Source organism: uncultured Pontibacter sp., from assembly GCF_947499215.1.
Classification (GTDB): Bacteria; Bacteroidota; Bacteroidia; order Cytophagales; family Hymenobacteraceae; genus Pontibacter.
In genome coordinates this window covers 1,721,967-1,748,426 of record NZ_CANMNI010000001.1, presented here as the reverse complement: position 1 = coordinate 1,748,426, position 26,460 = coordinate 1,721,967, and the positions used below count along the sequence as shown (strand labels likewise).

Annotated in this window: 24 protein-coding genes; 6 read left to right on the top strand and 18 right to left on the bottom strand. The window is 50.2% G+C overall.

Translation table 11 applies throughout. The features are described 5' to 3' along the window. The first annotated feature begins 258 nt into the window (after positions 1 to 258). The gene (locus Q1A04_RS07615; protein WP_299703414.1) at positions 259 to 654 is read left to right on the top strand and encodes a GtrA family protein; all 396 of its coding nucleotides are present in this window, start codon (positions 259 to 261) and stop codon (positions 652 to 654) included. 1 nt (position 655) lies between these two features. Here Q1A04_RS07615 and Q1A04_RS07610 read toward each other — a convergent pair whose 3' ends face one another. Beyond that, positions 656 to 2,203, bottom strand: coding sequence for a glycosyltransferase family 39 protein (locus Q1A04_RS07610; RefSeq protein WP_299703411.1), 1,548 nt, complete (start codon positions 2,201 to 2,203; stop codon positions 656 to 658). Positions 2,204 to 2,369: 166 nt separating this feature from the next. On the opposite strand from Q1A04_RS07610, the gene Q1A04_RS07605 reads away from it, so the two are divergent. Continuing rightward, positions 2,370 to 3,278, top strand: a complete 909-nt coding sequence (locus tag Q1A04_RS07605; RefSeq protein WP_299703408.1) for a glycerophosphodiester phosphodiesterase family protein — start codon at positions 2,370 to 2,372, stop codon at positions 3,276 to 3,278. A gap of 251 nt (positions 3,279 to 3,529) precedes the next feature. Beyond that, positions 3,530 to 5,287, top strand: coding sequence for an aspartate--tRNA ligase (gene aspS / locus Q1A04_RS07600; RefSeq protein ID WP_299703405.1), 1,758 nt, complete (start codon positions 3,530 to 3,532; stop codon positions 5,285 to 5,287). Between the two features lie 505 nt (positions 5,288 to 5,792). Here the strand turns inward: aspS and Q1A04_RS07595 are convergent. The 4 genes from Q1A04_RS07595 to nuoK are packed head-to-tail and all read right to left on the bottom strand — an operon-like array spanning position 5,793 to position 11,024. Next, entirely contained in the window at positions 5,793 to 7,184 is a 1,392-nt protein-coding gene (locus Q1A04_RS07595) for an NADH-quinone oxidoreductase subunit N (RefSeq protein WP_299703402.1), read from the bottom strand. Positions 7,185 to 7,213: 29 nt separating this feature from the next. Further along, on the bottom strand, positions 7,214 to 8,674 hold the full coding sequence (locus Q1A04_RS07590; protein WP_299703399.1) for a NuoM family protein: 1,461 nt from the start codon (positions 8,672 to 8,674) through the stop codon (positions 7,214 to 7,216). A gap of 12 nt (positions 8,675 to 8,686) precedes the next feature. Further along, positions 8,687 to 10,648 carry an NADH-quinone oxidoreductase subunit L gene (nuoL, locus tag Q1A04_RS07585; protein WP_299703396.1) on the bottom strand — a complete coding sequence of 654 codons (1,962 nt, stop codon included), beginning with the start codon at positions 10,646 to 10,648 and terminating at the stop codon, positions 8,687 to 8,689. Between the two features lie 46 nt (positions 10,649 to 10,694). Then, complete coding sequence (nuoK, locus tag Q1A04_RS07580; RefSeq protein WP_299703393.1) at positions 10,695 to 11,024, bottom strand: NADH-quinone oxidoreductase subunit NuoK; 330 nt, start codon at positions 11,022 to 11,024, stop codon at positions 10,695 to 10,697. A 327-nt stretch (positions 11,025 to 11,351) separates the two neighbouring features. Between nuoK and Q1A04_RS07575 the strand changes: the two genes are divergently transcribed. Beyond that, the gene (locus Q1A04_RS07575; protein WP_299703391.1) at positions 11,352 to 12,395 is read left to right on the top strand and encodes a hypothetical protein; all 1,044 of its coding nucleotides are present in this window, start codon (positions 11,352 to 11,354) and stop codon (positions 12,393 to 12,395) included. A gap of 454 nt (positions 12,396 to 12,849) precedes the next feature. On the opposite strand, the gene Q1A04_RS07570 is transcribed toward Q1A04_RS07575, so the two are convergent. From Q1A04_RS07570 to Q1A04_RS07510, 13 genes are all read right to left on the bottom strand, one after another. Then, the gene (locus Q1A04_RS07570) at positions 12,850 to 13,368 is read right to left on the bottom strand and encodes an NADH-quinone oxidoreductase subunit J (RefSeq protein WP_299703388.1); all 519 of its coding nucleotides are present in this window, start codon (positions 13,366 to 13,368) and stop codon (positions 12,850 to 12,852) included. 4 nt (positions 13,369 to 13,372) lie between these two features. Next, positions 13,373 to 13,882, bottom strand: a complete 510-nt coding sequence (locus Q1A04_RS07565; protein ID WP_299703385.1) for an NADH-quinone oxidoreductase subunit I — start codon at positions 13,880 to 13,882, stop codon at positions 13,373 to 13,375. 73 nt (positions 13,883 to 13,955) lie between these two features. Next, on the bottom strand, positions 13,956 to 15,017 hold the full coding sequence (gene nuoH, locus Q1A04_RS07560) for an NADH-quinone oxidoreductase subunit NuoH (RefSeq protein ID WP_299703384.1): 1,062 nt from the start codon (positions 15,015 to 15,017) through the stop codon (positions 13,956 to 13,958). Positions 15,018 to 15,020: 3 nt separating this feature from the next. After that, positions 15,021 to 16,001 carry a 2Fe-2S iron-sulfur cluster-binding protein gene (locus tag Q1A04_RS07555; RefSeq protein WP_299703382.1) on the bottom strand — a complete coding sequence of 327 codons (981 nt, stop codon included), beginning with the start codon at positions 15,999 to 16,001 and terminating at the stop codon, positions 15,021 to 15,023. 59 nt (positions 16,002 to 16,060) lie between these two features. Continuing rightward, a complete protein-coding gene (gene nuoF / locus Q1A04_RS07550; protein ID WP_299703379.1) occupies positions 16,061 to 17,407 on the bottom strand; it encodes an NADH-quinone oxidoreductase subunit NuoF in 1,347 nt (448 codons plus the stop codon). Between the two features lie 63 nt (positions 17,408 to 17,470). Further along, positions 17,471 to 18,004 (bottom strand): NADH-quinone oxidoreductase subunit NuoE, encoded by a 534-nt coding sequence (nuoE, locus tag Q1A04_RS07545; protein WP_299703376.1) that lies wholly within the window; start codon positions 18,002 to 18,004, stop codon positions 17,471 to 17,473. A 53-nt stretch (positions 18,005 to 18,057) separates the two neighbouring features. Then, entirely contained in the window at positions 18,058 to 19,308 is a 1,251-nt protein-coding gene (nuoD, locus tag Q1A04_RS07540) for an NADH dehydrogenase (quinone) subunit D (protein WP_196117182.1), read from the bottom strand. Positions 19,309 to 19,323: 15 nt separating this feature from the next. Then, positions 19,324 to 19,830: an NADH-quinone oxidoreductase subunit C gene (locus Q1A04_RS07535; RefSeq protein WP_299703371.1), complete on the bottom strand. Its 507-nt coding sequence runs from the start codon at positions 19,828 to 19,830 to the stop codon at positions 19,324 to 19,326. 5 nt (positions 19,831 to 19,835) lie between these two features. Next, positions 19,836 to 20,390, bottom strand: a complete 555-nt coding sequence (locus Q1A04_RS07530) for an NADH-quinone oxidoreductase subunit B (protein ID WP_299703369.1) — start codon at positions 20,388 to 20,390, stop codon at positions 19,836 to 19,838. An 80-nt stretch (positions 20,391 to 20,470) separates the two neighbouring features. Then, positions 20,471 to 20,845, bottom strand: a complete 375-nt coding sequence (locus tag Q1A04_RS07525; RefSeq protein ID WP_196117186.1) for an NADH-quinone oxidoreductase subunit A — start codon at positions 20,843 to 20,845, stop codon at positions 20,471 to 20,473. A 292-nt stretch (positions 20,846 to 21,137) separates the two neighbouring features. Then, a complete protein-coding gene (gene pruA / locus Q1A04_RS07520) occupies positions 21,138 to 22,772 on the bottom strand; it encodes an L-glutamate gamma-semialdehyde dehydrogenase (protein WP_299703360.1) in 1,635 nt (544 codons plus the stop codon). A gap of 117 nt (positions 22,773 to 22,889) precedes the next feature. After that, positions 22,890 to 23,594 carry a YjjG family noncanonical pyrimidine nucleotidase gene (locus Q1A04_RS07515; RefSeq protein WP_299703357.1) on the bottom strand — a complete coding sequence of 235 codons (705 nt, stop codon included), beginning with the start codon at positions 23,592 to 23,594 and terminating at the stop codon, positions 22,890 to 22,892. Between the two features lie 138 nt (positions 23,595 to 23,732). Then, positions 23,733 to 24,119: a metalloregulator ArsR/SmtB family transcription factor gene (locus tag Q1A04_RS07510; RefSeq protein WP_299703354.1), complete on the bottom strand. Its 387-nt coding sequence runs from the start codon at positions 24,117 to 24,119 to the stop codon at positions 23,733 to 23,735. A gap of 73 nt (positions 24,120 to 24,192) precedes the next feature. Here Q1A04_RS07510 and Q1A04_RS07505 point away from each other — a divergent pair, with 73 nt between their 5' ends. Both Q1A04_RS07505 and Q1A04_RS07500 read left to right on the top strand, forming a co-directional pair. Then, positions 24,193 to 24,867, top strand: a complete 675-nt coding sequence (locus Q1A04_RS07505; RefSeq protein ID WP_299703351.1) for a carboxypeptidase-like regulatory domain-containing protein — start codon at positions 24,193 to 24,195, stop codon at positions 24,865 to 24,867. A gap of 213 nt (positions 24,868 to 25,080) precedes the next feature. After that, a complete protein-coding gene (locus Q1A04_RS07500; protein WP_299703348.1) occupies positions 25,081 to 26,427 on the top strand; it encodes an NAD(P)/FAD-dependent oxidoreductase in 1,347 nt (448 codons plus the stop codon). The last annotated feature ends 33 nt before the right edge of the window (positions 26,428 to 26,460 follow it).

Sequence of the window (26,460 nt, the reverse complement as noted above, 5' to 3'; positions counted from 1 at the left end):
TTAAATTCAATTAGAAAACCAAGCTGGGTACTAGAGAAGTGGTATTCCTATTTAAGGGTTCGCTACACGGCGAACCTTTGCTGAGCTAAATACGGTACTGGGAGTGACATTTCAAAATTTACTCTACAAATAGAAGTTTTTTTTCGACTAAACCTGCAAATTGGTTGCTTACTCGCTGGGGTTGGCAATATGTGTTAAAGTACTTAATTTTATTTGTTACAACTTAGGTTAACTGGCCATACACAAGCAATTCCCGGCATGTCCGAAGGTATAAGCACTTTCTTTTTCAAATTACTGAAGTTTGGTTTAGTCGGCTTTACAGGGCTCATTATCGACTTCAGTGTAACTTTTATAGCAAAAGAGAGACTCCGCTGGAACAAGTATGTGGCCAATAGCCTAGGTTTTATGTTGGCTAGCATCAACAATTATACCCTTAACCGCCTTTGGACGTTTCATAGCACTGACCCCGAGATTGGCTGGCAGTTTTCTAAATTTCTGCTGATTGCTCTGGCAGGGCTGCTACTCAACAACCTCGTTGTATACCTGCTCACCGAAAAGGCGAAGTTCAACTTTTACATTTCCAAGTTCATAGCCATCGTGCTGGTGTTCATATGGAATTTCCTGCTCAACTATCTCTACACCTTCACATGGTAAGTTAGTCTCTCTGAACGCGGTAGATACGCACCCGCTCGTCTTTGTGTACCCTAGGGTTAAGGAAATGCAGTATTCGGTCGTAAAGGGAGGGACTGATAGTCTTCTCCAACTCCAAGGAAGGGTAAAGGGCATTGATTCGAGCCAAGCGTTTCTCTAGATCACTTTGGCCGACCACCACTACATAGTCGGGCTGGTATGGGTATAAACTGAGCTCTGACTGCAGACTGTCCAGTGACTTTTCACCGTTGAGACTATACATCATTACAAAATCGTCCGGAAGCGGCCTGCCCGCTTTGTATTCGTCCCAGTCACGCTTTTGGTTGAAATGGTAGTCTTGGAACTCGGCTGCCATGCGGTTAAGATAAAAGAGGGGTGGCTGTTTCATGGAATGGTTGCCAAACTCCAGCAGAACGGCGTCCATGCTTGGCCTTTCCGACAGGTATACCAGTGGCGCTATACGGCTCTTTTTGGTGTAGGTGAATGCCATGCCCAACGCTGCCAAGACGTTGATGATCCAGAAAAAGCTCCAGCTGGCGGCAAGCAGTTTTGTGCGTTTTTGCCAGAAGCGGGCGGTACGCACAAAGTCCTGCCAGCCAATCACACCTAAAATCATGATGAGCGGAAAGAGCGGTAAAATGAAGCGCTCCTGTTTGTTAGGAAACAGCGAATGCGCCACAAAAAATATAAGGCTAGCCCAGAAAAGCATCGGAGCCAATTTGGCCACGCGGCTATAGCCCAATAAAAGGAATACGCTGATAGGCGGCACCAGAAAGCCCAGAATCGTCAGTGCGAAACGATAGATCGGGCCTGTGCTGTAGTTGTGGGAATTTTCGATGTTGTACATTAAGTAAGTTACCACAGAGTGGAAAGGGTAATCGAAGAACACAAGGTCGATCGTGCCTTGCACCAGCATGGCCATGAACAAAAAGCCTAGGCTGAGCCAGAGAATCTCTTTCCACTGGCGGTAATATAGTAGCACCACGCCCGCGCCCGCTAAGAACAGCACCGTATGATAGCGCAGCACAAAAGCCAGCGCAAACAAGGCGCCCGCCCACAGGAAGTGCCACTTGCGGTTACGCTCGTCTGTCTTCAGCATATAGTAGAAAGCCGCAAGGTAGGGTGGTATGGACACCATTTCCACCAAGTTGCGAACACTCATGAAAGGCATAAACCATATAAGTGCCAGCATAAGCCCTACAATGCGGGCGTTGGCATGATTAGAGAGCCGCTCCGTAATTTTATAGCCATAGTACACAATTAAAAGCGAGTACAGGCCGTGCAGTACCCGCACGATGGTCATTTTAATGTCTGGATTTGTGAGACCCAGACTCTCCATCAGGTAAAATAAGCTATAGTGTATACCTGTATAAAACATGCTGTGGCGCGGTGGCAAGGGTTCGTGCAGCCACGATGGCAAGCCATATAGCCAGTTCTGGGCTATGGTGATCACATCAAAATGGTCGTCGTGAAACGCGAAACCCTTCGAGAAAAAAGCAGCCAGCATCCGGATTACAAAAGCAATCAGCATAATGATGGGTAGGGAAATCATGACCCTATTGTGTGGCCCCGCCTTGTCCGCCGTTTGCGCAGGAGGAAATGGGAGAGGTGTGCTTTGCTTAGATTGTGGCATACTGGGAATGTTCTTATATGGCTATCACAGTAATTTTTTAAGAAAATACGATGTAAAGTTCAAGTAGATAAAGCTAAGTTTGTGCATGAAACTTTCCGAACCCAAGACGAAGCAAACTTTCCTCACCCGCAAAGGCACTACACTACTTATAATGGTGCTTGGTATAGTAACGCTTTCACTGAGCGTATACAACATCATGCAGCCTGAGTCGGGTGTTTATTCCCGCAACATTTTGGTGATGGGCCATGCCGGATCAGGGTTTTTCTCGCCGTTTAACCCTTACAATCCGCTGCCCTCTAACAGCATGGCCTCTATTGTGAAAGCCATGGAAGAGGACGGTGCCGATGGGGTGGAGGTGGACGTGCATGTGAGCAAAGACGGTGTGCCGATACTCTACCACGACATCAGTCTGGAAACCATGAGCGAAGGCACGGGTGTCATCGCGGAACTGCCCGCATCGGAAGTGGTTGGATTAAGGTATAAAGGCGGAGTGCTTTACGACCTGTTCCACAGCGAAAAGATCATCACGATGGAAGAGATGCTGCAGCGCTTTCAAACTTATCCGGAGTTACCATACCTGCACATCGATGTGCGCAACCACGATAATAACCGGAACACCTTTTACGCTGAATCGGTAATAACATTGCTGCGTAAATACAATTATCCGACAGAGAAACTGGCATTTATTTACCCTAACCCGGCCATTCTGCACGCCATTAAAGAGTTGGAGCCGGAGGCTGTTTTGATGTTGGATGCCGGGAATGATGTTGACGTGTCGATACAGGAGGCACTGAATAACAAATTGGATGGCGTATGTGCTAGCGGCAAGAAAGTAAGTGAAGAGCAGGTTATGCGTGCCCGTGCGCAGGGCTTGCAGGTGGTGCTGTTTGGGAGCAAGTCGAAGGGGAGCATTGCCAAAATGCTGGAGATGGAGCCCGACGCCATACAGGTAGACAATGTAAAGCGCATGCGCTCGCTGTTGGGTAGCGACTAGGGTATTTATCCTACCAGCATCAGAAGCAGTGCGAGCATGATAATCGCCAGCGCGATGTTGCGGACTGTAATCAAATTCGGTTTCATAGCGTTGGTTTCTCTCTGTTTGAACCATATATATTGGTATAATAACGTGTTTGGTTGAGTTTAAGATAAACGCTACAAGATTATACCCCTTGAGGCTGTCGTTTTTCGAGGCACGACAGCGAAACAATTATTACTTTTGCACTATATCATAACAAAACGACATTTATGCTCCGGACACATACTTGCGGTGAACTAAGAATAGATAATGTAGGCGAAGAGGTTGTACTGACAGGCTGGGTACAGCGCCTGCGCGACAAGGGCGGCATGCTCTGGATCGACCTGCGCGACCGCTATGGCATCACGCAGCTAACTTTTGAGGATGGCCTGACGCCGGCACACCTGTTCGAACAGGCTCGTGGCCTTGGTCGTGAGTACGTGATCAAGGTGATCGGCAAAGTGATCGAGCGCTACTCCAAAAACGACAAGATACCGACAGGCGACATCGAACTGCATGTTTCTAAACTGGAAGTGCTGAATGCTGCCAAGCTGCCTCCTTTCATGATAGAGGACGAGACAGACGGCGGCGACGACCTGCGCATGAAGTACCGCTACCTCGACCTGCGCCGTACGCCTGTACGCCGCAACCTCGAGTTGCGCCACCAGATGATGCGTGCCGTGCGCTCTTATCTGGACGAGCATTACTTCATCGAAGTAGAAACCCCAGTGCTGATCAAATCTACGCCAGAAGGAGCCCGCGACTTTGTGGTGCCAAGCCGCATGAACCCGGGTGAGTTCTATGCCCTGCCACAGTCACCGCAGACGTTCAAGCAGCTCTTGATGGTGTCTGGATTTGATAAGTATTACCAGATCGTAAAGTGCTTCCGCGACGAAGACCTACGTGCTGACCGTCAGCCAGAGTTTACCCAGATAGACTGCGAGCTTTCTTTTGTAACGCAGGAAGATATTCTGAACACGTTTGAAGGCCTGATCCGTCACCTGTTCCTGAAAGTAAAAGGCGTGCACATTGCCAATTTGCCGCGCATGACCTACGCCGACGCCATGAAATTCTACGGATCCGACAAACCGGACACTCGCTTCGAGATGCGTTTCGTGGAGTTGAATCCACTGGTGAAAAACAAAGGCTTCAAGGTGTTTGATGATGCTGAGCTGGTGGTAGGTATAAACGCCAAAGGCGCTGCAAGCTATACCCGCAAGCAACTCGACGAACTGACTGATTTTGTGAAGCGTCCACAGATCGGAGCAACAGGTTTGGTATACGCCCGCGTGCAGGATGACGGTACGGTGAAGTCATCAGTTGATAAATTCTATACCACTGAAGACCTGCAGGAGTGGGCAACTGCTTTCAACGCCGAGCCGGGGGATTTGATTCTGGTACTTGCCGGTGGCAGAGACAAGACACGCAAAGCCCTGAACGAGCTTCGTCTGGAAATGGGTGAGCGTCTGGGATTGCGTGATAAGAATGTATTCTCGCCGCTATGGGTAGTGGACTTCCCACTGCTGGAGTGGGATGAGGACAGCAACCGCTTCCACGCGATGCACCACCCATTCACGTCACCTAAGCCGGAAGACTTGGAACTGATCGACGACCGTCCGGGTGACATCCGCGCTAATGCCTATGACATGGTGATTAACGGTGTGGAAGTTGGTGGTGGTTCTATCCGTATCCACGACCGCCGTCTGCAGGAGCAGATGTTCCGTTTACTCGGTTTTTCTAACGACGAGGCCAAAACTCAGTTCGGCTTCCTGATGGATGCCTTCGAGTACGGCGCACCGCCACATGGTGGTATTGCCTTCGGTTTCGACCGCCTCTGCTCGCTCTTCGGGGGCTCCGACTCCATCCGCGACTACATCGCCTTCCCGAAAAACAACTCAGGCCGCGATGTAATGATTGATGCGCCATCTCCGATTGCCAATGCGCAGCTGGATGAACTGCATATTAAGATGAAGAATTTGCCGTCGTAGGGTATAGGTATAGCTTCAAGAGATAGAAAGCCAGTGCTGAAAAGCGCTGGCTTTTTTTGTCTGAATCTAAACATAGGGCCCCTATCTAAGGGTTTACAGGATTTAAGGATTGATAGGATTCTCGTACACGATCAACCCACCCCTGCCCCTCCCAAGAGGGGAATTAGCAATTGCCAGTTCCAAGGTGAAAGCAATTTAGCAAACTACCATTGGCAGGTATGGCAAGACTAACTCGCACGCTGGCTATGTAACAAACCACATTTGCCATGTGCACCTTTATGACTATCCACTGTTTGAGCGTTCAGCGAGTTTGGATAGTCTTGATTTTTTTGCTTACTTTTTTCATCAAGGAAAAAAGTGAGGCCCGGCTGGCCAAGCCAAGCTATAAAACAAATCAGGTTGCTATACCTGCAACAGTCATAACTACGCTAGCAAAGAATAAGTATTAAACAAAAAAGCGGCTGCCCTTTCCAGAGCAGCCGCTTCCATATTATCTCGCTATACCTTACAGCACATCACTCAACAGTGCAGGTGCTATACCTAGTAGAATTGTCAGAACTGAAATGATGATCAGCATCACATTGATAAAGCTAGTGGACCTAATCGGAGCATGATCTTCATTAACTGGGTGCAGGTACATCGCGATAACTACGCGGAAGTAATAGTACACACCCACAGCAGCCAGAATTACCGCTACAACAATCAGCCACATCATATCCGGGTTCTCTATCAGGGCAGAGAACACGAAGAACTTACCGAAGAAACCAGCCGTCAATGGTATACCTGCCAGCGACAGCATCGATGCCGCTACTGCAAATGCCAGCAGTGGATTGGTTTTGCCCAAGCCGTTGAAGGCTTCGTAGTTCTCGCTTTGACGCTGTCTTGATACGAGCTGTAGCACACCGAAAGCGGCAATAGAAGCAGTAGAGTAAGCGAAGGAGTAAAACAGGATAGCAGAAGTAGAGAATTCGTTGAAAGCAAGCAGCGTCATCAGCAGGTAGCCCGCGTGCGAGATACTGGAGTAAGCTAGCATACGCTTCATGCTTTGCTGCACCACGGCGCCGATGTTACCAATCAGGAGCGTCAGCACAATGATAGCGACCAGTGTTGGCATCCAGCTAGCATAAGAAGCGGCAAAGGCGGCGTCCATCAATTTGTAGAAAGCGGCTACACCAGCAGTTTTCACTACCGTTGACATATAAGCCGTCCATACCGTTGGCGTACCTTCATACACGTCAGGCGTCCAAAAGTGGAAAGGAGCGGCAGAAACTTTGAAAGAGATGCCGATGATAATCATTAGCACACCCAGCAGGAACATGGCGTTGTACACTCCGTCCGTACCCATGGCTTCAGCTGAACCAGCAATTTCGGCAATGTTAAAGGTACCTGTCGCGCCATATATCATCACGATACCGAACAGCAGTATGCCTGTGAAGAAAGAACCCATCAGGAAATACTTTAGGGCAGCCTCCCCGGAGCGCAGGCTACCCTTGTCGCTACCAGCCAGTACATACATGGCAATCGAGAGAATCTCTATACCGATGAACAGCATGAGCATGTTGTTGTAGCTCACCATCATGATGGCGCCCACCAGCGAGAACAGAATCAGGGCGTAAAGTTCGCCGATGTTTTCGTCGTTGCGGGTAATGTAATGCTGCGTGAAAGGAAGAATCAGGAGTGTCGAGAGCACCATGATGCCCGTGAAAGCCACCGCAAAATTGTCGATGGTTATCATGTTCTCAAAGTAGCTCTGGGTATCGTTCCAGTCGAGTAGGTTGATGCCGAACACAATCGCTAAAAACAGTAGCGACAGCGGCAACAGGATTCTTTTAGATTTCAGGAAGCCTACGAAGAGGCTGATAATCCCAAATCCAGATAGAAGTATAATCGAAATCATGTCGTATATCGTTTCTTTTATCGTGCGGACTATCGGTTGATAATGCTTAGCAGTTGTCCAACCGCAGGCTCTGAAATGCTCAGGAAAGTGTTCGGGAACAAACCAATCCAGAAAACCATAATCACCAGCGGAATCAACACGGCTTTCTCGTGGAAGGTTAGGTCAGCGAAGCCTTCGGTGGCTTCTGACTTCGTACCGAACATCACGCCTTGGAACATGCGCAGCATGTATACCGCACCCAAAATGATGGTCAGGCCAGCCACAGCGCCGAAGTAGTAGTTATACTGGAATACACCCGACAGCAACAGGAACTCCCCGATGAAGCCGTTTGTCAGCGGAAGCGCCACCGAACCCATCAACAGAATCAGGAACACAATAGAAAGCGCTGGCGTGGTTTGGGTAATACCGCCCAAGCTGGCAATCTCTCTTGTATTGGTTCTGCGGAAGATGATGTCGATGATGAAGAACAAGCCCACCACATTGATACCATGGCTCAGCATCTGAATGACGCCACCTTGCAGACCTTGCTCGTTCAGGGTGAAGATACCCGCCGCAATCAGGCCAACGTGTGCGATTGAAGAGTAAGCAATCAGGCGCTTCATGTCGCTCTGGCGAATGGCGATGATGGAACCGTAGATGATACCGATGATAGAGAGCACCAGCACCGTATCAGCCCACTGGCTTACGCCCATTGGCACAACAGGCAGCAACCAGCGTAGCACACCGTAGATACCCATCTTCAGCATGATACCAGCCAGCAACATCGTCGCCTGCGTAGGAGACTCGGTATAGGTATCGGGCTGCCACGTATGGAAAGGGAAAACCGGCATTTTGATGGCGAAGGCGAGGAACAGGAACCAGAAAATCCAGCTCTGCGTCGCGCTGTCCAGCGTCAGTTGGTAGAAAGCGTTCACGTTAGACGAGTGCGCTGCCAGCTCGGTGCCAGCCGTCTGGAAGTACAGGTATACGAAAGCGGCCAGCATGAAAAGCGAACCGAAAATCGTGTAGATAAAGAACTTAAATGTAACCGGAATTCTGCGTGCTCCGCCCCAAATGGCAGCGATGAAGTAAATCGGGATAAGGGCCACTTCCCAGAAGAAATAGAACAGGAACGCGTCCATGGCCACGAACACACCAATCAGGCCCGTCTGCATAAACAGCACCAGCGCGTAGAACACGTGCGGGTTTTTGTAATCGTGCTTGAAAGAAGAAAGCACGATAAGCGGTACCAGGAAAGTCGTCAGGAGCACCATCAGGAGGCTGATGCCGTCCATACCGATGCTGAAGCCGATACCTGCACGCTCCACCCACGGCATATCGAGGGCGAACTGTGTGGTGGCGTCCGGAACAAAGTTTACGATTGCAAACAGGGCAATGGCAAACTCAACGAGCGTTGCTATAAAAGCCACTTTCTTGGCACTTTCGCCTTTGATAAGCAACACCAGCAGTGCAGCGAGGGCAGGCCAGAAAAGTAATAGAGCTGTAATCATCTTCTTAGAACCTTAAGCGATAAAGAAGTTTAAAAATAGAATCAGAACGATGCTGGCCACCATCACAAACACATAGAAGCCAATGACGCCACTCTGCGTGAGGCGCAGCACACGGCCGCTTGCCATCACCAGTTTGCCGAAGCCATTCACGATACCGTCCACCACAATCACATCCACAAAACGGTGGAAAGCCGATGACATAGCCATTACCGGACGCACGAACACGGTGTCGTAAATTTCGTCGACGTAGTATTTGTTGTAAATCAGGTTGTGGATAGGAGACAGGCGTGTTCCTTCCGGAGCTGGCACTGTTTCTTTCTTCACATACATCACATAAGCAATGATAATGGCGATAACCGATACCACTACCGAAACAGCCATAAGGATGTATTCAGTGGTGTGGTCGATGTGCGGAGCTTCCAGTGCGGCACCGTTGGCCTGACGCGCAAAGTTGTAGATTGGCGACAGGAAGTTACCCAAGGTATGTGTGTCGCTGAAAACGGCTGGCAGACCGATGAAACCACCTATAGTGGAAAGGATAGCCAGTACAATCAGCGGAATGGTCATAGAAGATGGTGACTCGTGCAGGTGCGAGCGCTGCGCTTCCGTGCCGCGGAACTTGCCGAAGAAAGTCAGGAACAGGAGGCGGAACATGTAGAACGAGGTCATGAACGAAGCCAGCAGACCCAATCCCCACATCAGCTTGTTGTGCTCAAACACATGCGCCAGCAATTCGTCTTTCGAGAAGAAACCAGCAAACGGCGGTATACCTGAAATCGCGAGTGTACCAATCAGGAAGGTGATGAACGTAATCGGCAGCCACTTGCGCAGGCCACCCATGTTGCGGATGTCCTGTTCGTTGCTCACGGCGTGAATCACAGAACCAGCACCCAAGAAAAGGAGGGCCTTGAAGAAAGCGTGCGTGAGTACGTGGAAGATAGAAGAAGAGAAGGCCATCACACCCAGCGCTAGGAACATAAAGCCCAGCTGCGAAACGGTAGAGTAAGCCAGCACTTTCTTGATGTCATTTTGGGCCAGACCAATCGTAGCGGCTACTAGAGCAGTAATCAGACCGATAATAGCGATAAACTCCATCGTAGTCGGGGCCAGCACATACAGTACGTTCGAGCGAAGCACCATGTAGATACCCGCCGTCACCATGGTCGCGGCGTGAATCAGAGCCGAAACAGGCGTTGGACCCGCCATCGCGTCAGGAAGCCATGTGAAGAGCGGAATCTGCGCACTCTTACCCATCGCACCAACAAACAGGAGCATGGTAATCGCAATCATCACACCGCTGTCGGTCATGCCCGTCATCTGCGAAGCAGACAGGAACACTTCCGGGTAGCTTACGCTGCCGAAGGTGATAAAAATAAGGAAAATGCCCAGCAGGAAGCCCAAGTCACCGATACGGTTCATGATAAAGGCTTTCTTGGCGGCATTGTTATAGTTGTGGTTCTTGTTCCAGAAGCCAATCAGCAGGTAGGAGCAAAGACCAACGCCTTCCCAGCCCACGAACATCATCACGTAGTTAGAGCCCATCACGAGCAGCAACATCGAGAACATGAACAGGTTAAGGAAAGAGAAGAACTTGCCGTAGTTTTCGTCGTGGCTCATATAGCCGGCCGAGTACACATGAATCAGGAAACCGATGCCTGTCACCATAAGCAACATCAGCAGGGTGAGCTGGTCAATCATGAATGAGAAACCAATCTCAAGGCTGCCTACCGTGAACCAGTTGTACAGGTCGACGATGTAAGGACGGCTGCCATTGGATGTGAAGTCGATGAACAGGTATACCGATATCAGAAACGAGGCCAGCACCGTGCCAGAGCCCAGCAGACCTACAAGGGCCTTGGGCAATTTGCGGTTACCAAGTCCGTTAATCAGAAAGCCTATGAACGGCAGGAGCGGCACAAGCAAACACAGCAGCGCCATTTCCTGATTGTTGATGGGCATTACTACTTCTTGCATTTAGCGTATGATTTAGTTAAGCTATTCAGGTTAGATAAGGTATGGGCTACCACTTGAGGTAGTTCAGCAGTTGCACATCGGTGGTGCGCAGGTTGCGGTAAATCATCACGATGATGGCCAGACCAACCGTTACTTCCGCCGCCGCTACCGCCATGATGAAGAACACAAAGATTTGTCCGTTCGGGTCAGAGCGATAAGACGACAAAGCAACCATAAGAATGTTCACGGCATTGAGCATCAGCTCCACGCACATAAAGATGACAATCGCGTTTCGTCTGGTGAGAACGCCGATTACGCCAATAGCGAAAAGGGCTGTGCTGAAGTATAAGTAGAATTCAAGCGGGATGGTCCGGATAACCTCTGGCATTTGGTTCATCGTCTAGGGTGCTGAACGTATTACTGGTAAATTACAATTCTGAAATCAAGTCGCAAAGTTATCCCCATTTTTGTAAAATCCATAACATATTTCTAATCTTCTTGGGGAGTTTTCCCTTATGCCTGCCCTCCCGGAAGATTTATATTTTGGCTGTTGATGGATGTTCGGTGTTACAGGCTGCCCTATACCTTACCAAGGCTTTTGCGTAGGTATAAATCTTATTTGCAGATTGTTTTTTGTCAACTTGCGTGGCTGTTAGCGAGCCTATACCTTGTTCGTGTCATTTCGCATCAGCTGCCGTTATACCTTATTTTGAATTCAATTTCTATGAATCGATTTTTAGGTTTCTTATACCTTGCCTTGCTCTCGCTGTTGTTGCATTCATGCCAGCAGCCTGCCGCTCTTTTAAATAACGAGTCCGCTATACCTGAACGCAACATGAAAGCTACCATTACACAACAGCTGCACTACGATACCCTGCCCTCCGCTTCGGGCCTCGAAATGCTGGGCGACCATTATTATGTAGTCGGAGATGATTCGCCCTACCTGTATCGCTTAGACAAAAACTTTCGGTTAGAATCACAAGAGGCTATTTTCGACACGGCAGGCTTTGAAAACGGCCGTGTAGCCAAAGCCGATAAAGCTGATTTGGAAGGGATAACGCTCTTGCAGCATCAAGGCAAGCCTTACCTGTTAATGATGGGCTCCGGCTCGGCTCCCGCCCGCCGCAAGGCTTACCTGTACAACATCTGCGGCGATGATATTTGCCGTGAAGGAGCGGGCGCACACGGAGCCAAGACAATCAATATTGACAAGCTCTATCAACAGCTAGAGCAAAAATCCGATACCTTAGGCGGCAGCTTGCTCAACATTGAGGGCGTAGCGGCAGGCCACGGCAAGCTCTATTTATTGCAACGAGCTATCGGCACTGGTCAGAATGTGCTGATTTCCTACCGCTTGTCAGAGTTTATACCTTATCTCTTAGAAGAAGCTAACGCTCAACCCCCTCAGCCAGAGCTTAGCTATTTCCGCCTGCCCGACATCAACAACCTACAAGCTGGTTTTTCTGGAGCCTATGTGTATGACGACAAACTGTTCTTCACCGCGTCCTTAGAAGATACCAACGATGCTTACGCTGACGGTGAAGTGCTCGGCAGCTACATCGGCTACATCCCCTTTTCATGGATTGGCAAGCAGGATACTTTGGATGTGCCCGCCACACTGATACTTCAAGCCGATCCTTATACCGGCAAGGCAGAATCGCTGGTTGTGCAGAAGCGGGAAGGGAGGGGAAGGTATAGGCTGGTAGTGGTTTCGGATGATGATATGGGGGGATCGGAATTGTTGGAGGTGTTGCTGAGTGTAGATTAGTCGCGGATTCTATATCTTTAACTTGAGCTATCACCTTGCTTTGTAGGGGCAGCTATTATGTTAGGCAACTTGCCTTATTTCATTGCTTCGCCTGTGCGGCGGGCACTCACTTTTTGTCTTGACACAAAAAGTGAGCAAAAAAGTCAAGACTCTCCAAACTCGCTGACCGCTCAAACAGTGGAGTGTCATTTAGTGCACCTTGCACAGTTATCTGCTTTGTAGCTTGTGCGCGAGTTGCTCTTTCAATGCGTGCCAGTGGTGCATTATAAAAACTATAAGACTTGTACCTGTGTGTTGGCAATTACAGAAAAAGTCCACCTTCGAAGGGGGGCAGGGGGATGACAATCGTGCATAGTTCCCCCTCCTGTTTTTAGGAGGGGTCGGGGGAAGGTTAAACAAAAAAAGCCAGCACTTCACAGCGCTGGCTTTCTCAATCTCTTAAACTATACCTCACTTAGAAGTTCTGTTCTCCCGCTTCTCTCTTACCTATCATCACAGCACCTACCATTGACACCAGAAACAGCACCGCTACTAACTGGAACGGCAGCATGTACTTCGTGAAAAGCACCTTGCCCAAGTTCTCTACCATACCTACCTGCGAATTGAAGGTGGCTGGGTCTGGGTTGCCAAGTGTTACGTCTTTTAGAGCCGCTACCAATACCGTGAATAGCAAGCCACCAGCTACAGTACCCGCTATTTTGGCTAGTACATTTTGTTTGATGGTGCCTTCCACGTTTTTACCTGTGTTGATGAACATCAGTACGAACAGGAAAAGTACCATGATGGCGCCCGCATACACGATGATGTTCACTGCCGCCAAGAACTGGGCGTTTAACAGGATGTAGTGCGCTGATATAGTGAAAAATGTCAGAATCAGGAAGATAACGCTGTACACGGGGTTCTTGGAAATAACTACCATTACAGCGCAAAGCAGCGTTAGCGATGCAAAGAAGAAAAACAGACTTTCTGTCATCGGATTATTTGGTTTCAGTGGTTTTTAACGGTTCTACCAAGCGGTCTTTGCCGTAAATGAATTCGTCGCGCTCGTAACGGGCTGGTGCTAATTTGTCGTCCTGCAGGAAGATAGCAGCCTTAGGGCAGGCTTCTTCACACAGACCACAGAAAATGCAACGCAGCATGTTGATTTCGTAGGTTACGGCGTACTTTTCTTCGCGGTACAGGTGCTCTTCCCCTTTTTTGCGCTCACCAGCCGTCATCGTGATGGCTTCAGCAGGGCAGGCCACGGCGCACAGACCACAGGCCGTGCAACGCTCGGCGCCGTTCTCGTCGCGCTTCAGCACGTGCAGGCCGCGCCAGATTTCGCTGCGCGAACGCGTCTCCTCCGGGTAGTTTATTGTCGCTTTCTTCTTGAAGAAGTGCTTTATCGTAATTCCCAAACCTTGAGCGATAGCAGGCAAGTACATGCGCTCCGAAAGCGTCATCTCCTTTTGTGCTACGTTCTTTTTTCTATTCGATAGTGGTTCCATTGTATCTCGATTATGATTACTGTCTATACTGTCTGTCTACAACAGCGCAAAGCAAGGCAGCATTCAAATGTCGTTATCCTTTTGTAAAATAGTCGTAGAGTAGAATGCCACCGCCCGTAAGCAGGATATTCAAAATCGCCAGCGGAATAAGAATGTTCCAGCCTAGCTTCATCAACTGGTCGTAACGGAAACGCGGCAGTGTCCAGCGTACCCACATGAAGAAGAAGATGAAAGCAAAGATCTTCGCGAACATCACACCCACACCTAGTATTGTTACCACGTTGTTGCCCAAAACAGGGTCATCAAACGCATTGCGCAGGTTATCCATGAATGGGAAGTTGTAAGCACCAAAGTAAAGCGTCGCCATCACAGCCGACACCACAAAGATGTTGATATACTCCGCAAACAGGTACATACCCAGTTTCATGGAACTATACTCTGTGTGGTAACCGCCAATCAGTTCTGCTTCTGATTCAGGTAAGTCAAATGGTGTTCTGTTCGTCTCTGCAAAGGCACAAATTAGGAAAATCAGGAAGCCCAGCGGCTGGTACCAGATGTTCCAGTTAAAGCCAGCCTGTTGCTCTGCAATCACTTTCAGCGACAGCGAGCCGCTCAACATGAGCACCGCAATCAGCGACAGACCCATGGCCAGTTCGTACGAAATGTTCTGCGATGCGGCACGGATAGCGCCCAGCAAGGAGAACTTGTTATTCGATGCCCAACCACCAATCATCAGGCCGTACACACCCAACGACACTACACCAAAAATGTAAAGCACACCGATGTTTACGTCAATGGCAATCAGGTCAAAGGTCGTTTCTCCTAGAATTAGCGTATCCCCAAACGGAATTACCGCACTTGACATGGCCGCCACCAGCATGGCTATCCCCGGACCCAGAATGAAGAGTACCTTGTTCGCTTTGGCAGGTATAAATTCTTCTTTGAAGAACAGTTTGCCGGCGTCAGCCAGTGGCTGCAGCAAACCCATCGGACCCGCTCTGTTCGGGCCTACACGGTCCTGAATGAAAGCGGCAATCTTACGCTCAAAGTAAGTCGAGTAGGTCGCAATCAGTAACGAAATACCGAAAATGGCCAGAATGTAAATACCCTTGTATATGAGAACTACAGAATCCATGCTTTATTCCGTTGGCATTTTTTTAACAGTAGATTTAGGCAGGTTCGGCACAATCGGCACGTTCACCACTGGCAATTCGTAGTGGTTAGCCGAGATAACAGAACCTCTGTCGATGTGGCGCGGTCCTTCGATGGTCCAGTCGCTCATCTCTTTCTTGTCGAAACGGCACGTGTTGCAGATGAATTCTTCCACCTCGGCGTACTCGTCCTTGCGGGCAGTTACGCGAAGCACCGTGTCACCACGGCCCCAAAGCGTTACTTTGCCGCTGCAGGTAGGGCAGTCGCGGTGTGCATTCATCGGCTTCGTAAACCACACACGGTTCTTAAAGCGCCACGTCTTGTCTGTCAAAGCACCTACCGGGCACACGTCGATCACGTTTCCGGAGAAATCGTTGTCAATCACGTTCTCTATGTACGTACCAATCTCAGCTGCGTCACCACGGCCCAGTACACCATGTACACGCTTCTCGGTGATCTGATCGGCGGTGTACACGCAACGGTAGCACAGAATGCAACGCGTCATGTGCAGCTGGATGTAGGGACCCAAATCTACTTTGTCGAAAGTACGGCGCGGCTCTTCGTAACGCGTAGCGCTCACACCGTGCTCGTAGGACAGGTTCTGCAGGTCACACTCACCGGCCTGGTCGCACACAGGGCAATCCAGAGGGTGGTTGATGAGCAACATCTCTACGATACCCTTGCGGGCGTTCAGTACATCTTCGTTGGTTGTGTTTTCCACCACCATGCCGTCCTGTACTGGCGTGATGCACGAAGCGACCAGTTTAGGCATAGGGCGTGGGTCGCGGGCAGAACCCTGTGTTACCTTCACCAGGCACACACGGCACTTACCGCCACTGCCTTTCAGCGGGGTATAAAAGCACATGGCAGGGGGCACTACATCACCACCGATTTTACGGGCGGCCTGCAGGATGGTAGTTCCATCTTCAACCTCTACCTCGATGCCGTCAAATGTTATTTTAGCCATCTTAATTTTATCCAAAGCTCACCAACCAAGGTATAGTGAGCAGTTAATTTAACTTTAAATTATACAGTAGCTGCTGCTAACTGTCCTCTGTACACCGCGCCCGGAGCCGTAGCTTCTTGCGGGTGTTTGATGTGCCACTCGAACTCCTCGCGGAAGTGACGAATCGCGCTGGCTACTGGCCAAGCTGCTGCGTCACCTAGCGGACAAATGGTGTTACCTTCGATTTGCTTGGCTACGCTAACCAACAGATCAATGTCCTGCTGATGTCCGTGACCGTGCTCGATGCGGTGCAACACGCGCTCCATCCAGCCTGTACCTTCGCGGCAAGGGCTGCACTGTCCGCATGACTCGTGGTGGTAGAAGCGGGCATAGTTCCACGTGTTACGCACGATGCACTGGTCTTCGTCGAACACGATAAAGGCACCTGAACCCAGCATAGAGCCGCTCACGAAACCACCGTCAGACAGCGATTCGTACGTCATCAGGCGTTGCTCGCCTGCAGCTGTTTTCAAAATCAGGTCAGCTGGTAGAATCGGAACAGAAGAACCTCCCGGCACAACGGCCTTCAGTTGTTTGCCTTTCCAGATACCACCGCAGTACTCGTCAGAGTAGATAAACTCCTCTACCGGAACACCCAAGTCGATTTCATACACGCCCGGACGGTTGATGTTACCGCTGGCAGAAATCAGCTTGGTACCCGTGCTACGGCCTATACCTATTTTGGCATACTCTGCACCCGTGTTGTTTACAATCCACGGCACAGAAGCGATGGTCTCCACGTTGTTTACCACTGTTGGTGACTGGAAAAGACCTTTCACCGCTGGGAATGGCGGCTTGTTACGCGGGTTGCCACGCTTGCCTTCCAGTGATTCCAACAGGGCGGTTTCCTCACCGCAGATGTACGCACCACCACCCGGTGCTACATGCAGGTCTAGGTCGTAACCTGAACCCAGAATGTTCTTGCCGAGCAAACCGGCTGCATACGCTTCAGCGATTGCTTTCTCCAGAATGCGCAGGATGAACAATAGCTCACCGCGGATGTAGATATAAGACGTATTCGCACCCAGCGCATAGCTCGATGTAATCATACCTTCGATCAGGGCGTGCGGGTTTTTCTCCATGAACACACGGTCCTTGAAAGTACCCGGCTCCGATTCGTCGGCGTTGCAAACTAAGTAACGCGGAACGCCTTCTGGCTTCGCCAAAAAGCTCCACTTCATACCGGCCGGGAAGCCAGCGCCACCACGACCACGCAGGCCCGATGTCTTCACTTCTTCCACCACCTCGTCCGGCGTCATCGTTTTGATGGCTTTCTCTACCGAGCGGTAGCCGCCATGCTTACGATACACCTCCAAGGTTTCGATACCCGGTACGTTAATATGTTCGGTTAATATCTTGATTCCCATTGTGACAGGATATATAGCTCGGCAGTCGCTGTGTTAGGGCAAGCTGCCTGATTTATCAATGAATTACTTCGCCCACTCCGGCGTTTCCACCTCTTTGTTGCGCATCATCTCCAAGAACTGGTCCACCGCTTCTTCGCTGTCCAGATTCTCGTAGTAGGTTTCGCGCACCTGCAGCATTGGGCCTGTTCCGCAAGAAGCAAGGCACTCCACTGGCTTCAGGGTAAACATACCGTCAGCCGATGTCTCACCTTCCTGAATGTTGAGTTTCTGTTTGAAAGTCTCAATCATTTGGTCGGCACCACGCAGGCAGCAAGGACCTGTGCGGCATACCTCGAGCACGTGCTTGCCAACTGGTTTCAGGTTGAACATGGTATAGAAAGTAGCCACCTCGTATACCTCGATTGGCTGTATGTTCAGGATTTCGGCAATCGCGTCCATTGCCTCCGGGCTCACCCAGCCGTTGTTTTCCGCCTGTGCAACATGCAGGGCAGGCAACAGGGCAGACTTCTGGCGTCCTTCCGGGTAATGGCTGATATAGCGCTGAATCTCAGCAAGGGCCTTATCAGAAAACTTAAATGCGTTTATAGTCTCTGCCATCTTTGTAAATGTCACCGACATGGAGCCGGTGTTAGATGATATATAATAATGTGTTATGCGTCCAGTTCGCCGGCAATCACGTTCAGGCTAGACAGCGTTAAAATCGCGTCGGCCAGCTGACCGCCTTTAATCATCTCGGTGTAAGCCTGATAATAGATGAAGCATGGTCTTCTGAAGTGCAGACGGTATGGCGTTCTGCCGCCGTCGCTAATCAGGTAGAAACCAAGTTCGCCGTTGCCGCCTTCCACGCTGTGGTATACCTCGCCTTTCGGAGCGTCAATCTCACCCATCACAATCTTGAAGTGATAGATAAGCGCCTCCATGCTGGTGTATACCTCCTGCTTTGGTGGCAGGTAGTAGTGCGGGGCGTCGGCATGGTAAGAGCCCTCCGGCAGGTTTTTGTAAGCCTGCTCAATGATTTTCAAACTCTGCCATACCTCTTCGTTGCGCACTAAGAAGCGGTCGTAAGTATCGCCTTTCTCGCCAACCGGAATTTCAAACTCGAAGTCCTCGTAAGAAGAGTAAGGGTTCATCACGCGCACGTCGTAGTCAACGCCCGTGGCACGCAGGTTAGGACCTGTGAAACCGTAGTTCAGGGCACGCTCAGCCGAAATGGCACCCACACCCACCGTACGGTCGATGAAGATACGGTTACGGGTCAGCATTTTCTCAAACTCCGCCCATACCTTAGGGAAGCGCTTCAGGAACTCACCAATCAGGTGCAACGCTTTTGGAGAGAGGTCGCGCTCCATGCCGCCGATACGACCCATGTTGGTCGTCAGACGGGCACCGCAAACCTCTTCGTAGATGTCGTAAATGTGCTCACGCTCCTGCATCACGTACAGGAAGCCGGTGAAAGCGCCGGAGTCCACACCAAGAATCGAGTTACAGATCAGGTGGTCGGAAATGCGGGCCAGCTCCATCATAATCACGCGGATGTACTGCGCACGCTTCGGGATTTCTATACCTAAAAGCTTCTCCACTGTCATGTGGTACCCCATGTTGTTGATAGGGGACGAACAGTAGTTCATGCGGTCCGTGAGCGGCGTAATCTGGTAGAACGGTCTGCGCTCGGCAATCTTCTCGAAAGCTCTGTGAATGTACCCGATGGTCGGCACGGCGTCCATGATAACTTCCCCGTCCATCTGTAGGATGTTCTGGAAAATACCGTGTGTGGCCGGGTGTGTCGGACCCAAGTTCAGGGTCGTCAGGTTTTCGTTCTTTTTGTCCTGCAGTTTCAGGTCGCGGTTGTCGCGGAATTCCTGTAACTGATCAGTATCAGCTGTTTTATTATCAGTAGCCATAGTGGTTTATCTGGCTTAGCGTCCGAAATACGTATCGATTTTGTCTTCCCGCGTCTGGTCTTCCAGCGGATACTGCTTGAGCATCGGGTGGTACTCCATCTCCTCGATGTTGAGGATGCGGATCAGGTTCGGGTGACCGGTAAAGATGAAACCGTAAAAGTCATAGGCCTCACGCTCCATCCAGTTGGCGGTGGCGTAAATATTGGTTAGCGTCGGCAAAACCGGGTCCTCTGCAGGCACGAATACCTTAATGCGCAGACGGAAATTGTGACGCAGGCTATGCAACTGGTACATCATGCACATCTCCATACCCTTATGGTCCGGGAAGTGAACGCCTGCCATCGTGGTCAGGAACTGCACCTGCAAGTCCTTGTCGTCATACAGGAATTGGATCAGGGCGATGATGTTCTCACGGTTTGTCGTGAAAGTCATGATGCCATCCGGGTTGTAAGCGTCCCGTATGTTTTCTTCTCCAAACTGCGCAACCAGTTTACCGAGTACGTTTTCGTTCGTAAGCTCCATGCTGCTTATTTAATGTTGTAAGAAGCCAAAAGTGCCTGATATTCAGGTGAGTGGCGGCGGCGCAGTGATTCGTTTTTCGCCAAATCCTGCACACGCATCAAACCGTCCAGAATCTGCTCCGGTCTTGGCGGGCAACCCGGCACGTACACGTCTACCGGCACGACGCGGTCTATACCTTGCAGCACAGAGTAAGAGTCGAAAATACCGCCTGACGTAGCGCAAGCACCCACGGCCACCACCCAGCGTGGCTCCGCCATCTGCTCGTATACCTGCTTCACAACAGGTCCCATCTTTTTGGCGATGGTGCCCATTACCAACAGGATGTCGGCCTGACGTGGCGAGAAGCTTGGGCGCTCCGAACCGAAGCGTGAAATATCGTAGGTAGAGCCCATGGTCGCCATAAACTCGATACCGCAACAAGAAGTGGCAAAAGGCAATGGCCAAAGCGAGTTCGCACGGGCCAAACCGATCACTTTTTCGAAGGAAGTGGCAAAGAAACCAGCGCCGCTGTGGCCCTCTGGTGCCTCTGCCATGTTTATATCTTTATTTGTATCGCTCATGTTTCTAAAATTCTGAGTTTAAATCTGCATTTACCCCTGAAAAAACACCGTTAACCCCATAAAAGTTTAACAATGCCCAACTACTTGAGAATGCCTTTTTTGATCTCGTAGAAGAAACCTGCAAGGATCACACCAAGGAACAACATCATGGGCAGAAAGCCTTCCAGACCGAATTCGCGGAAGTTCACCGCCCAAGGGTACATGAAGATAATTTCAATATCGAACAGCACGAACAGGATGGCCGTGATGAAGTACTTGTAGGAGATAGGGGTACGCGCATCGCCCACCGATTCCACACCGCTTTCCCAAGAGGCGTCTTTTACCTCACTTTTTCTTTTCGGGCCGAGTAAATGGGTCACCACCAGCGCGAAAATAACGAAGCCAATCGCTGCCGCAAATTGTATCAAAATAGGAAGGTAGTCCGACGGTAGATACTGAGTACCAGTAGTTTCCATATTGCTGTAATGCTTTATTGAAATTTGGGAGCAAAATTAGGTATAAATAGCCAACAATCAAAAGACTATATCCAATGTAAATAGCGTTTAAAATTGTTCTAAAGTGGAATGGGCTGGTGTGAATGCAATTCTGTTAGGTTTTGGACTGAGGGAGATGGAGTTGGTTTAAAACCGGCTGGTTTTTCAGAAGCTCTTCAGGTATAACGGGGTGGGTGTTGGAACATGGATATAAAATCAAAAGCACCACGCCCTATACGAGCGTGGTGCTTTCTGTTTCAGGTATAGCTATACCTTATTTATTCTCACCCAAGAACGGGTAGCGGTAGTCTACTGGCGTTACGAACGTCTCTTTGATAGAGCGGGCAGATACCCAGCGTAACAGGTTTAGCATAGAACCAGCCTTATCGTTGGTACCAGAAGCACGGGCGCCACCGAATGGCTGCTGTCCTACCACGGCGCCGGTTGGCTTGTCGTTGATGTAGAAGTTACCAGCTGCGTTTTGCAGTTTCTTCGTGGCAAACTCCGCCGCATAACGGTCGCGGCTGAAGATAGCGCCAGTCAGAGCATATGGCGAAGTTGAGTTCACCAACTCGAGCGTTTCTTCGAAGTTGTTCTCGTCGTACACGTAGATTGTGATAACCGGTCCGAAGATCTCCTCGCACATGGTCACATACTGCGGGTTGTGCGACAGCAACACGGTTGGCTCGATGAAATAGCCTTTCGACTTGTCGTAGTTGCCACCGGCAATCACTTCCACCTCGTTGCTCTCCTTAGCGTTGTCGATGTACTTAGCAATCTTGTCGAATGACTTCTCGTCGATTACCGCATTGATGAAGTTAGAGAAATCTTCCGGCGGACCCATTTTGAAAGTCTTCAGGTCTTCTACCACGTAGTTCTTCACATCTTCCCACAGGTTGCTCGGGATGTAGGCACGCGAAGCGGCAGAGCATTTCTGGCCTTGGTACTCGAAAGCACCACGCACGATACCGGTCGCTACCTGCTTGGCATCAGCCGTGTGGTGCGCCACGATAAAGTCCTTACCGCCTGTTTCGCCAACAATGCGTGGGTAAGTTTTATACTTTTGGATGTTCATACCGATGGTCTTCCAGATGTGCTGGAACACGCCGGTGCTGCCTGTGAAGTGAATACCCGCGAAATCAGCGTGGTTGAAGATCACATCACCTGCCGTTGGACCGTCTACATACACGAGGTTGATCACGCCATCCGGAAGACCAGCCTCACGGAACAGCTCCATGATCATCTGCGCGGCATAGATCTGCGTATTGGCAGGCTTCCATACCACCACGTTGCCCATCATGGCCACAGAAGACGGCAGGTTGCCGGCAATGGCCGTGAAGTTGAAAGGAGTAAGCGCGAACACGAAGCCCTCCAGCGGACGGTGCTCCATGCGGTTCCATACACCCGGCGATGACTCCGGCTGCATGTGGTAAATTTCAGTAGCGTACTGCACATTGAAGCGCAGGAAGTCGATCAGTTCGCAGGCAGCGTCGATCTCCGCTTGATAGGCGTTCTTCGACTGACCTAGCATAGTGGCCGCGTTCAAGCGAGCTCTCCAAGGACCGGCCAACAGTTCGGCAGCTTTCAGGAAGATAGAAGCACGGTGCTCCCAGCCCATGGCAGCCCACTCTTCACGAGCGGCTAGTGCTGCGTTGATCGCCTGTTCCACGTGGGACGCATCGCCTTCGCTGAAGTGACCCAAGATGTGCTTGTGGTCGTGCGGCTGAACCAGCGGCTTTTTGTTGTCGGTGTATACCTTGTCGCCACCGATGTACATAGGCACATCGATCTCTTTCGACTTAAGTTCTTTATAAGTACGCTGTAGTTCCTCGCGCTCCGGTGAACCCGGTGCATACGATTTTACAGGTTCGTTTATTGGTGTGGGTACTCTAAAAAATCCTGTTGCCATCTTTTTTGATATTTTACAGATTCAGAATAAGACATTCGACAGACCGCTCGGGGCAACCTGCTATACAAAGGTAAGGCGAATTATTTTATTTTCCGGCCTGCGAAGGGTATAGCTTTGCTATAACATAGCCTGCAGTTCGCTCAAGCAGTGGATGTGGTAGGTAGGCTTGGGCGAGAGCTTGCTTTTGCTTTTCTCCGGGTTGAAGAAAACCTGATCCATACCTGCGAGACGGGCGCCGTCGATGTCGCACTCCAAGTTGTCCCCGATCATCAGGCAGTCTTGGGAGTGTACCTGAATGCGGTCCAGTGCATGTTCGAATATGCGCTTGTCAGGCTTCTTATACCCGCAGCACTCCGAGGTAACAATCTCCCCGAAATAATCCGTCAGTTTGGAGCCGTTCATTTTGATGTACTGTACATCCTTAAAACCATTGGTGATGATGTGCAGACCATACTTCGGCTTCAGATATTCCAGCACCTCGAAGGTATAGGGGAACACGGCCGTTTTCTGCGGGCACAGGTCGGTATAGGCTTCGGATATACCTGTTGGTACCTGATGTGGGGCAAGGCCCAGTCCGGTCAGGGTTTTAACGAAACGGGACTCGCGCAACTCTTTCTGATCGATCTTTCCTTTATTATAGAGATCCCACAGGAGGTGATTCACGAACTTATATTTTTTATAAAAGGATTCGCGATTGAATAAGTTTTCAAACTCAGCCAAGCCAAACTCGTGGTACAAGGTATAGAGTGTCTCCTCGGAGTTTTTCTCAAAGTCCCACAAGGTGTGGTCGAGGTCAAAAAATATGTGTTTGTATGGCTTCATAAGTAAGGGCTCAGCTAAATAGAAACGACTTGGCGGGCGGTATGTTTAAAAAATATGTGCAACAGCAACAGGCTAAAGTATACTAAAAGTTCTATGTCACTGTTTAAACCAATGAACCAGAAATTTGTCTTACAGTAGCTAACTGTCTGTCCAGCGGCGGGTTTGCATGCGGTTAACGGCCAGTTCACGGTTAGAGTACAGGATACGGTAAGTTTCCTGATCTTTTTGCAGGATGGTGTCGCGCTCGAGGTATGTAAAGATCTGTTGAACGAAATCGGAGGCTTCTTCCTTTAGGGAATAGTATACCCACTGATCGAGTTTGCGGGGCGTTACCAACCCGGCATTACGCAGGTAGGCGAGGTGGCGCGAGGTCTTGGTCTGGGTGAAATCCAGCACATGCTCTAGGTCTGAGGTGCACATCTCCTTGTTGCGCAGAATCAGGTGCAGCATGCGTAGCCGCGAGTCGTCTGCGAGTGCTTTTAAAACCTGTTCTCCGAAGGTAAGACTGAAGTGTTTGAGCCTCATAATTGAAAGCGTGTCAGAACAAAATTAGCCAAAAGATGCTATAATAAAATTATATGAAGTATTATTGTACTACATGATGCCCGATTTACAAAGACTACTACTTACGAATAAACGCGCCTTCGGCTTTCTGTTGCCCTTGGCCTTTTTTGCTTTCCTGATGATGGGGGCGCCTAACGAGGCGGCGGCGCAGGGCCACAAACGGGTGGTACAGCTGACTGGCTTCGTGACCATCGGCGACAGCCTCTACGGGGTTGCCGGCGTGAACGTGTATGTGCCGAAAACCAGCCGTGGAGCGCAAACCAATGCCTATGGGTTTTTCTCAGTGCCTGTACTCACTGGCGACAGTGTCGTGTTCAGCGCCATTGGTTACAAGAAACAGTACCTGAAAATACCGAAGAACTACCAGAGCCAGAGTTACTCCATTATTATGCAGATGCAGGAAGACCCGACGCAGCTGCCCGAGGTTACGGTGTTCCCATGGCCTACGGAGCGCGATTTTCGGGAGGCCGTGCTGGCTGTGAAGCTGCCGGACGACGGCATGGCCATCGCTATGCGTAACCTTGATCCAAAACGGCTGGAAGAGCTCTTTAGCGTAACACCGATGGACGGAAACGCCAACTTCAGGGCTTGGAACATGCAGCACGTGCAGCGACAGGAGCAACGGAATATGTTCCCGACGGTCAGTCCCTTCGCGATCATCAAATTGCTCGATATGCTCAAAAACGGAGAGTTTAATAACAAGAAGTAATCGTCTAAGGATTTATAGGAGCCCGGCTCAGGTACAGTTGTACCTGAGCCGGGCTTTTTTATGGCCTGCAGGACAAGCGCATAGCACCGAATTGCACTGAAAGTAACCAACATTAACCGGCTGCGTTATCCCCCAATATAGAAAGAAACGTATACAGATTGACCTCGCCATGGCTTCGGCCTTGCGTGCTTTCAAATAAATAAAAATCACCTTATGCTTGATGTAGATAAATTATCGCTCAATATACCTGATACCACCAAACCCCGCGTCGTGATTATCGGTGGCGGATTTGGTGGGATAAACGTAGCCCAGAAACTGAAAGGCAAAGACTTTCAGGTCGTGATGCTCGACCGCCAGAACTACCACGGCTTCTGGCCGCTGCTTTACCAAGTAGCCACTGCCGGTCTCGAACCTGACTCCATCGCTGAGCCGCTCCGCAAAATGTTCGGCAGCGACGAGTTCGAGGATTTCCACTTCCGATTGGTAAAAGTGAATGGCGTGAACCCTATCGCGAAGACTGTGCATACTTTGGTAGGTGACCTACCTTACGATTACCTGATCATCGCGACGGGCACCAAAACCAATTACTTCGGCAATGAGGAGGTAAAGAAGAATGCTTTTCCGCTCAAACAGATTCCACATGCCCTGAACCTGCGCAGTCAGCTGTTGCAGTGCTTCGAACAGGCCAGCATGACCGCTGACCCAGAGTTACAACAAAGTCTCCTTAACTTCGTGATTGTAGGGGGCGGCCCGACTGGTGTGGAAACCTCCGGCGCCTTGGCCGAGATGCGCAAGCACATCCTTCCGACAGATTATCCGGGTGTGGACTTCAATAGAATGAATATCTACTTGATAGAGGGTATGGACCGCGTGTTGCCGCCTATGTCGCCGGAGTCGAGTGAGAAGACGCTTAAATACCTGCAGGAACTAGGTATACAGGTGAAGTTGAATGCGCTGGTTGAGTCTTATGATGGCTATGTGGCTACTATAAAAGGCGGTGAACAGATCCATACCCAGACCTTGGTGTGGGCAGCTGGTGTGCAGGGAGCGCTCATTGATGGTCTGCCTGCCGAGTCGGTGGATCGCGGACGCATTCTCGTAAACCGCTACAATCAGGTGCTGGGCTATGATGACATCTTCGCAATCGGTGATATAGCCCTGATGAAAACGGACAAGTGGCCAAAAGGGCATCCGGGCGTGGCACAGCCTGCGATTCAGCAAGGAAAGCTGCTGGCCAAGAACCTGAAGCGATTGATAAAAGGGGATCAACTGGAAGAGTTTGAGTACTTCGACAAAGGCTCACTGGCTATTATCGGACGTAACCGCGCCGTGGCTGACTTGCCGAAAGACATCCACTTGGGTGGTTTTTTTGCGTGGGTGACGTGGCTGTTCGTACACATCATGTACCTGATCGGTTTCCGCAACAAGCTGGTCGTGCTCAGCAACTGGGTCTATAAGTTCTTTACTTATGAGAACGGCACCCGCCTGATCATCCGGCCTTTCGTCCGGAAAGGGGATCGAACGAAGCGGCAGTTTATTAATAAGTATAATATGGAGTAGGGGGAGTGTGGTTGGCTTTCGCCATATTCGTCG

Excerpts from the sequence above, each read along its gene's own strand:
- Q1A04_RS07615 (WP_299703414.1), top strand. The coding sequence starts at position 259 with ATGTCCGAAGGTATAAGCACTTTCTTTTTCAAATTACTGAAGTTTGGT.
- Q1A04_RS07610 (WP_299703411.1), bottom strand. The coding sequence starts at position 2,203 with ATGATTTCCCTACCCATCATTATGCTGATTGCTTTTGTAATCCGGATG.
- Q1A04_RS07605 (WP_299703408.1), top strand. The coding sequence starts at position 2,370 with ATGAAACTTTCCGAACCCAAGACGAAGCAAACTTTCCTCACCCGCAAA.
- aspS (WP_299703405.1), top strand. The coding sequence starts at position 3,530 with ATGCTCCGGACACATACTTGCGGTGAACTAAGAATAGATAATGTAGGC.
- Q1A04_RS07595 (WP_299703402.1), bottom strand. The coding sequence starts at position 7,184 with ATGATTTCGATTATACTTCTATCTGGATTTGGGATTATCAGCCTCTTC.
- Q1A04_RS07590 (WP_299703399.1), bottom strand. The coding sequence starts at position 8,674 with ATGATTACAGCTCTATTACTTTTCTGGCCTGCCCTCGCTGCACTGCTG.
- nuoL (WP_299703396.1), bottom strand. The coding sequence starts at position 10,648 with ATGCAAGAAGTAGTAATGCCCATCAACAATCAGGAAATGGCGCTGCTG.
- nuoK (WP_299703393.1), bottom strand. The coding sequence starts at position 11,024 with ATGAACCAAATGCCAGAGGTTATCCGGACCATCCCGCTTGAATTCTAC.
- Q1A04_RS07575 (WP_299703391.1), top strand. The coding sequence starts at position 11,352 with ATGAATCGATTTTTAGGTTTCTTATACCTTGCCTTGCTCTCGCTGTTG.
- Q1A04_RS07570 (WP_299703388.1), bottom strand. The coding sequence starts at position 13,368 with ATGACAGAAAGTCTGTTTTTCTTCTTTGCATCGCTAACGCTGCTTTGC.
- Q1A04_RS07565 (WP_299703385.1), bottom strand. The coding sequence starts at position 13,882 with ATGGAACCACTATCGAATAGAAAAAAGAACGTAGCACAAAAGGAGATG.
- nuoH (WP_299703384.1), bottom strand. The coding sequence starts at position 15,017 with ATGGATTCTGTAGTTCTCATATACAAGGGTATTTACATTCTGGCCATT.
- Q1A04_RS07555 (WP_299703382.1), bottom strand. The coding sequence starts at position 16,001 with ATGGCTAAAATAACATTTGACGGCATCGAGGTAGAGGTTGAAGATGGA.
- nuoF (WP_299703379.1), bottom strand. The coding sequence starts at position 17,407 with ATGGGAATCAAGATATTAACCGAACATATTAACGTACCGGGTATCGAA.
- nuoE (WP_299703376.1), bottom strand. The coding sequence starts at position 18,004 with ATGGCAGAGACTATAAACGCATTTAAGTTTTCTGATAAGGCCCTTGCT.
- nuoD (WP_196117182.1), bottom strand. The coding sequence starts at position 19,308 with ATGGCTACTGATAATAAAACAGCTGATACTGATCAGTTACAGGAATTC.
- Q1A04_RS07535 (WP_299703371.1), bottom strand. The coding sequence starts at position 19,830 with ATGGAGCTTACGAACGAAAACGTACTCGGTAAACTGGTTGCGCAGTTT.
- Q1A04_RS07530 (WP_299703369.1), bottom strand. The coding sequence starts at position 20,390 with ATGAGCGATACAAATAAAGATATAAACATGGCAGAGGCACCAGAGGGC.
- Q1A04_RS07525 (WP_196117186.1), bottom strand. The coding sequence starts at position 20,845 with ATGGAAACTACTGGTACTCAGTATCTACCGTCGGACTACCTTCCTATT.
- pruA (WP_299703360.1), bottom strand. The coding sequence starts at position 22,772 with ATGGCAACAGGATTTTTTAGAGTACCCACACCAATAAACGAACCTGTA.
- Q1A04_RS07515 (WP_299703357.1), bottom strand. The coding sequence starts at position 23,594 with ATGAAGCCATACAAACACATATTTTTTGACCTCGACCACACCTTGTGG.
- Q1A04_RS07510 (WP_299703354.1), bottom strand. The coding sequence starts at position 24,119 with ATGAGGCTCAAACACTTCAGTCTTACCTTCGGAGAACAGGTTTTAAAA.
- Q1A04_RS07505 (WP_299703351.1), top strand. The coding sequence starts at position 24,193 with ATGATGCCCGATTTACAAAGACTACTACTTACGAATAAACGCGCCTTC.
- Q1A04_RS07500 (WP_299703348.1), top strand. The coding sequence starts at position 25,081 with ATGCTTGATGTAGATAAATTATCGCTCAATATACCTGATACCACCAAA.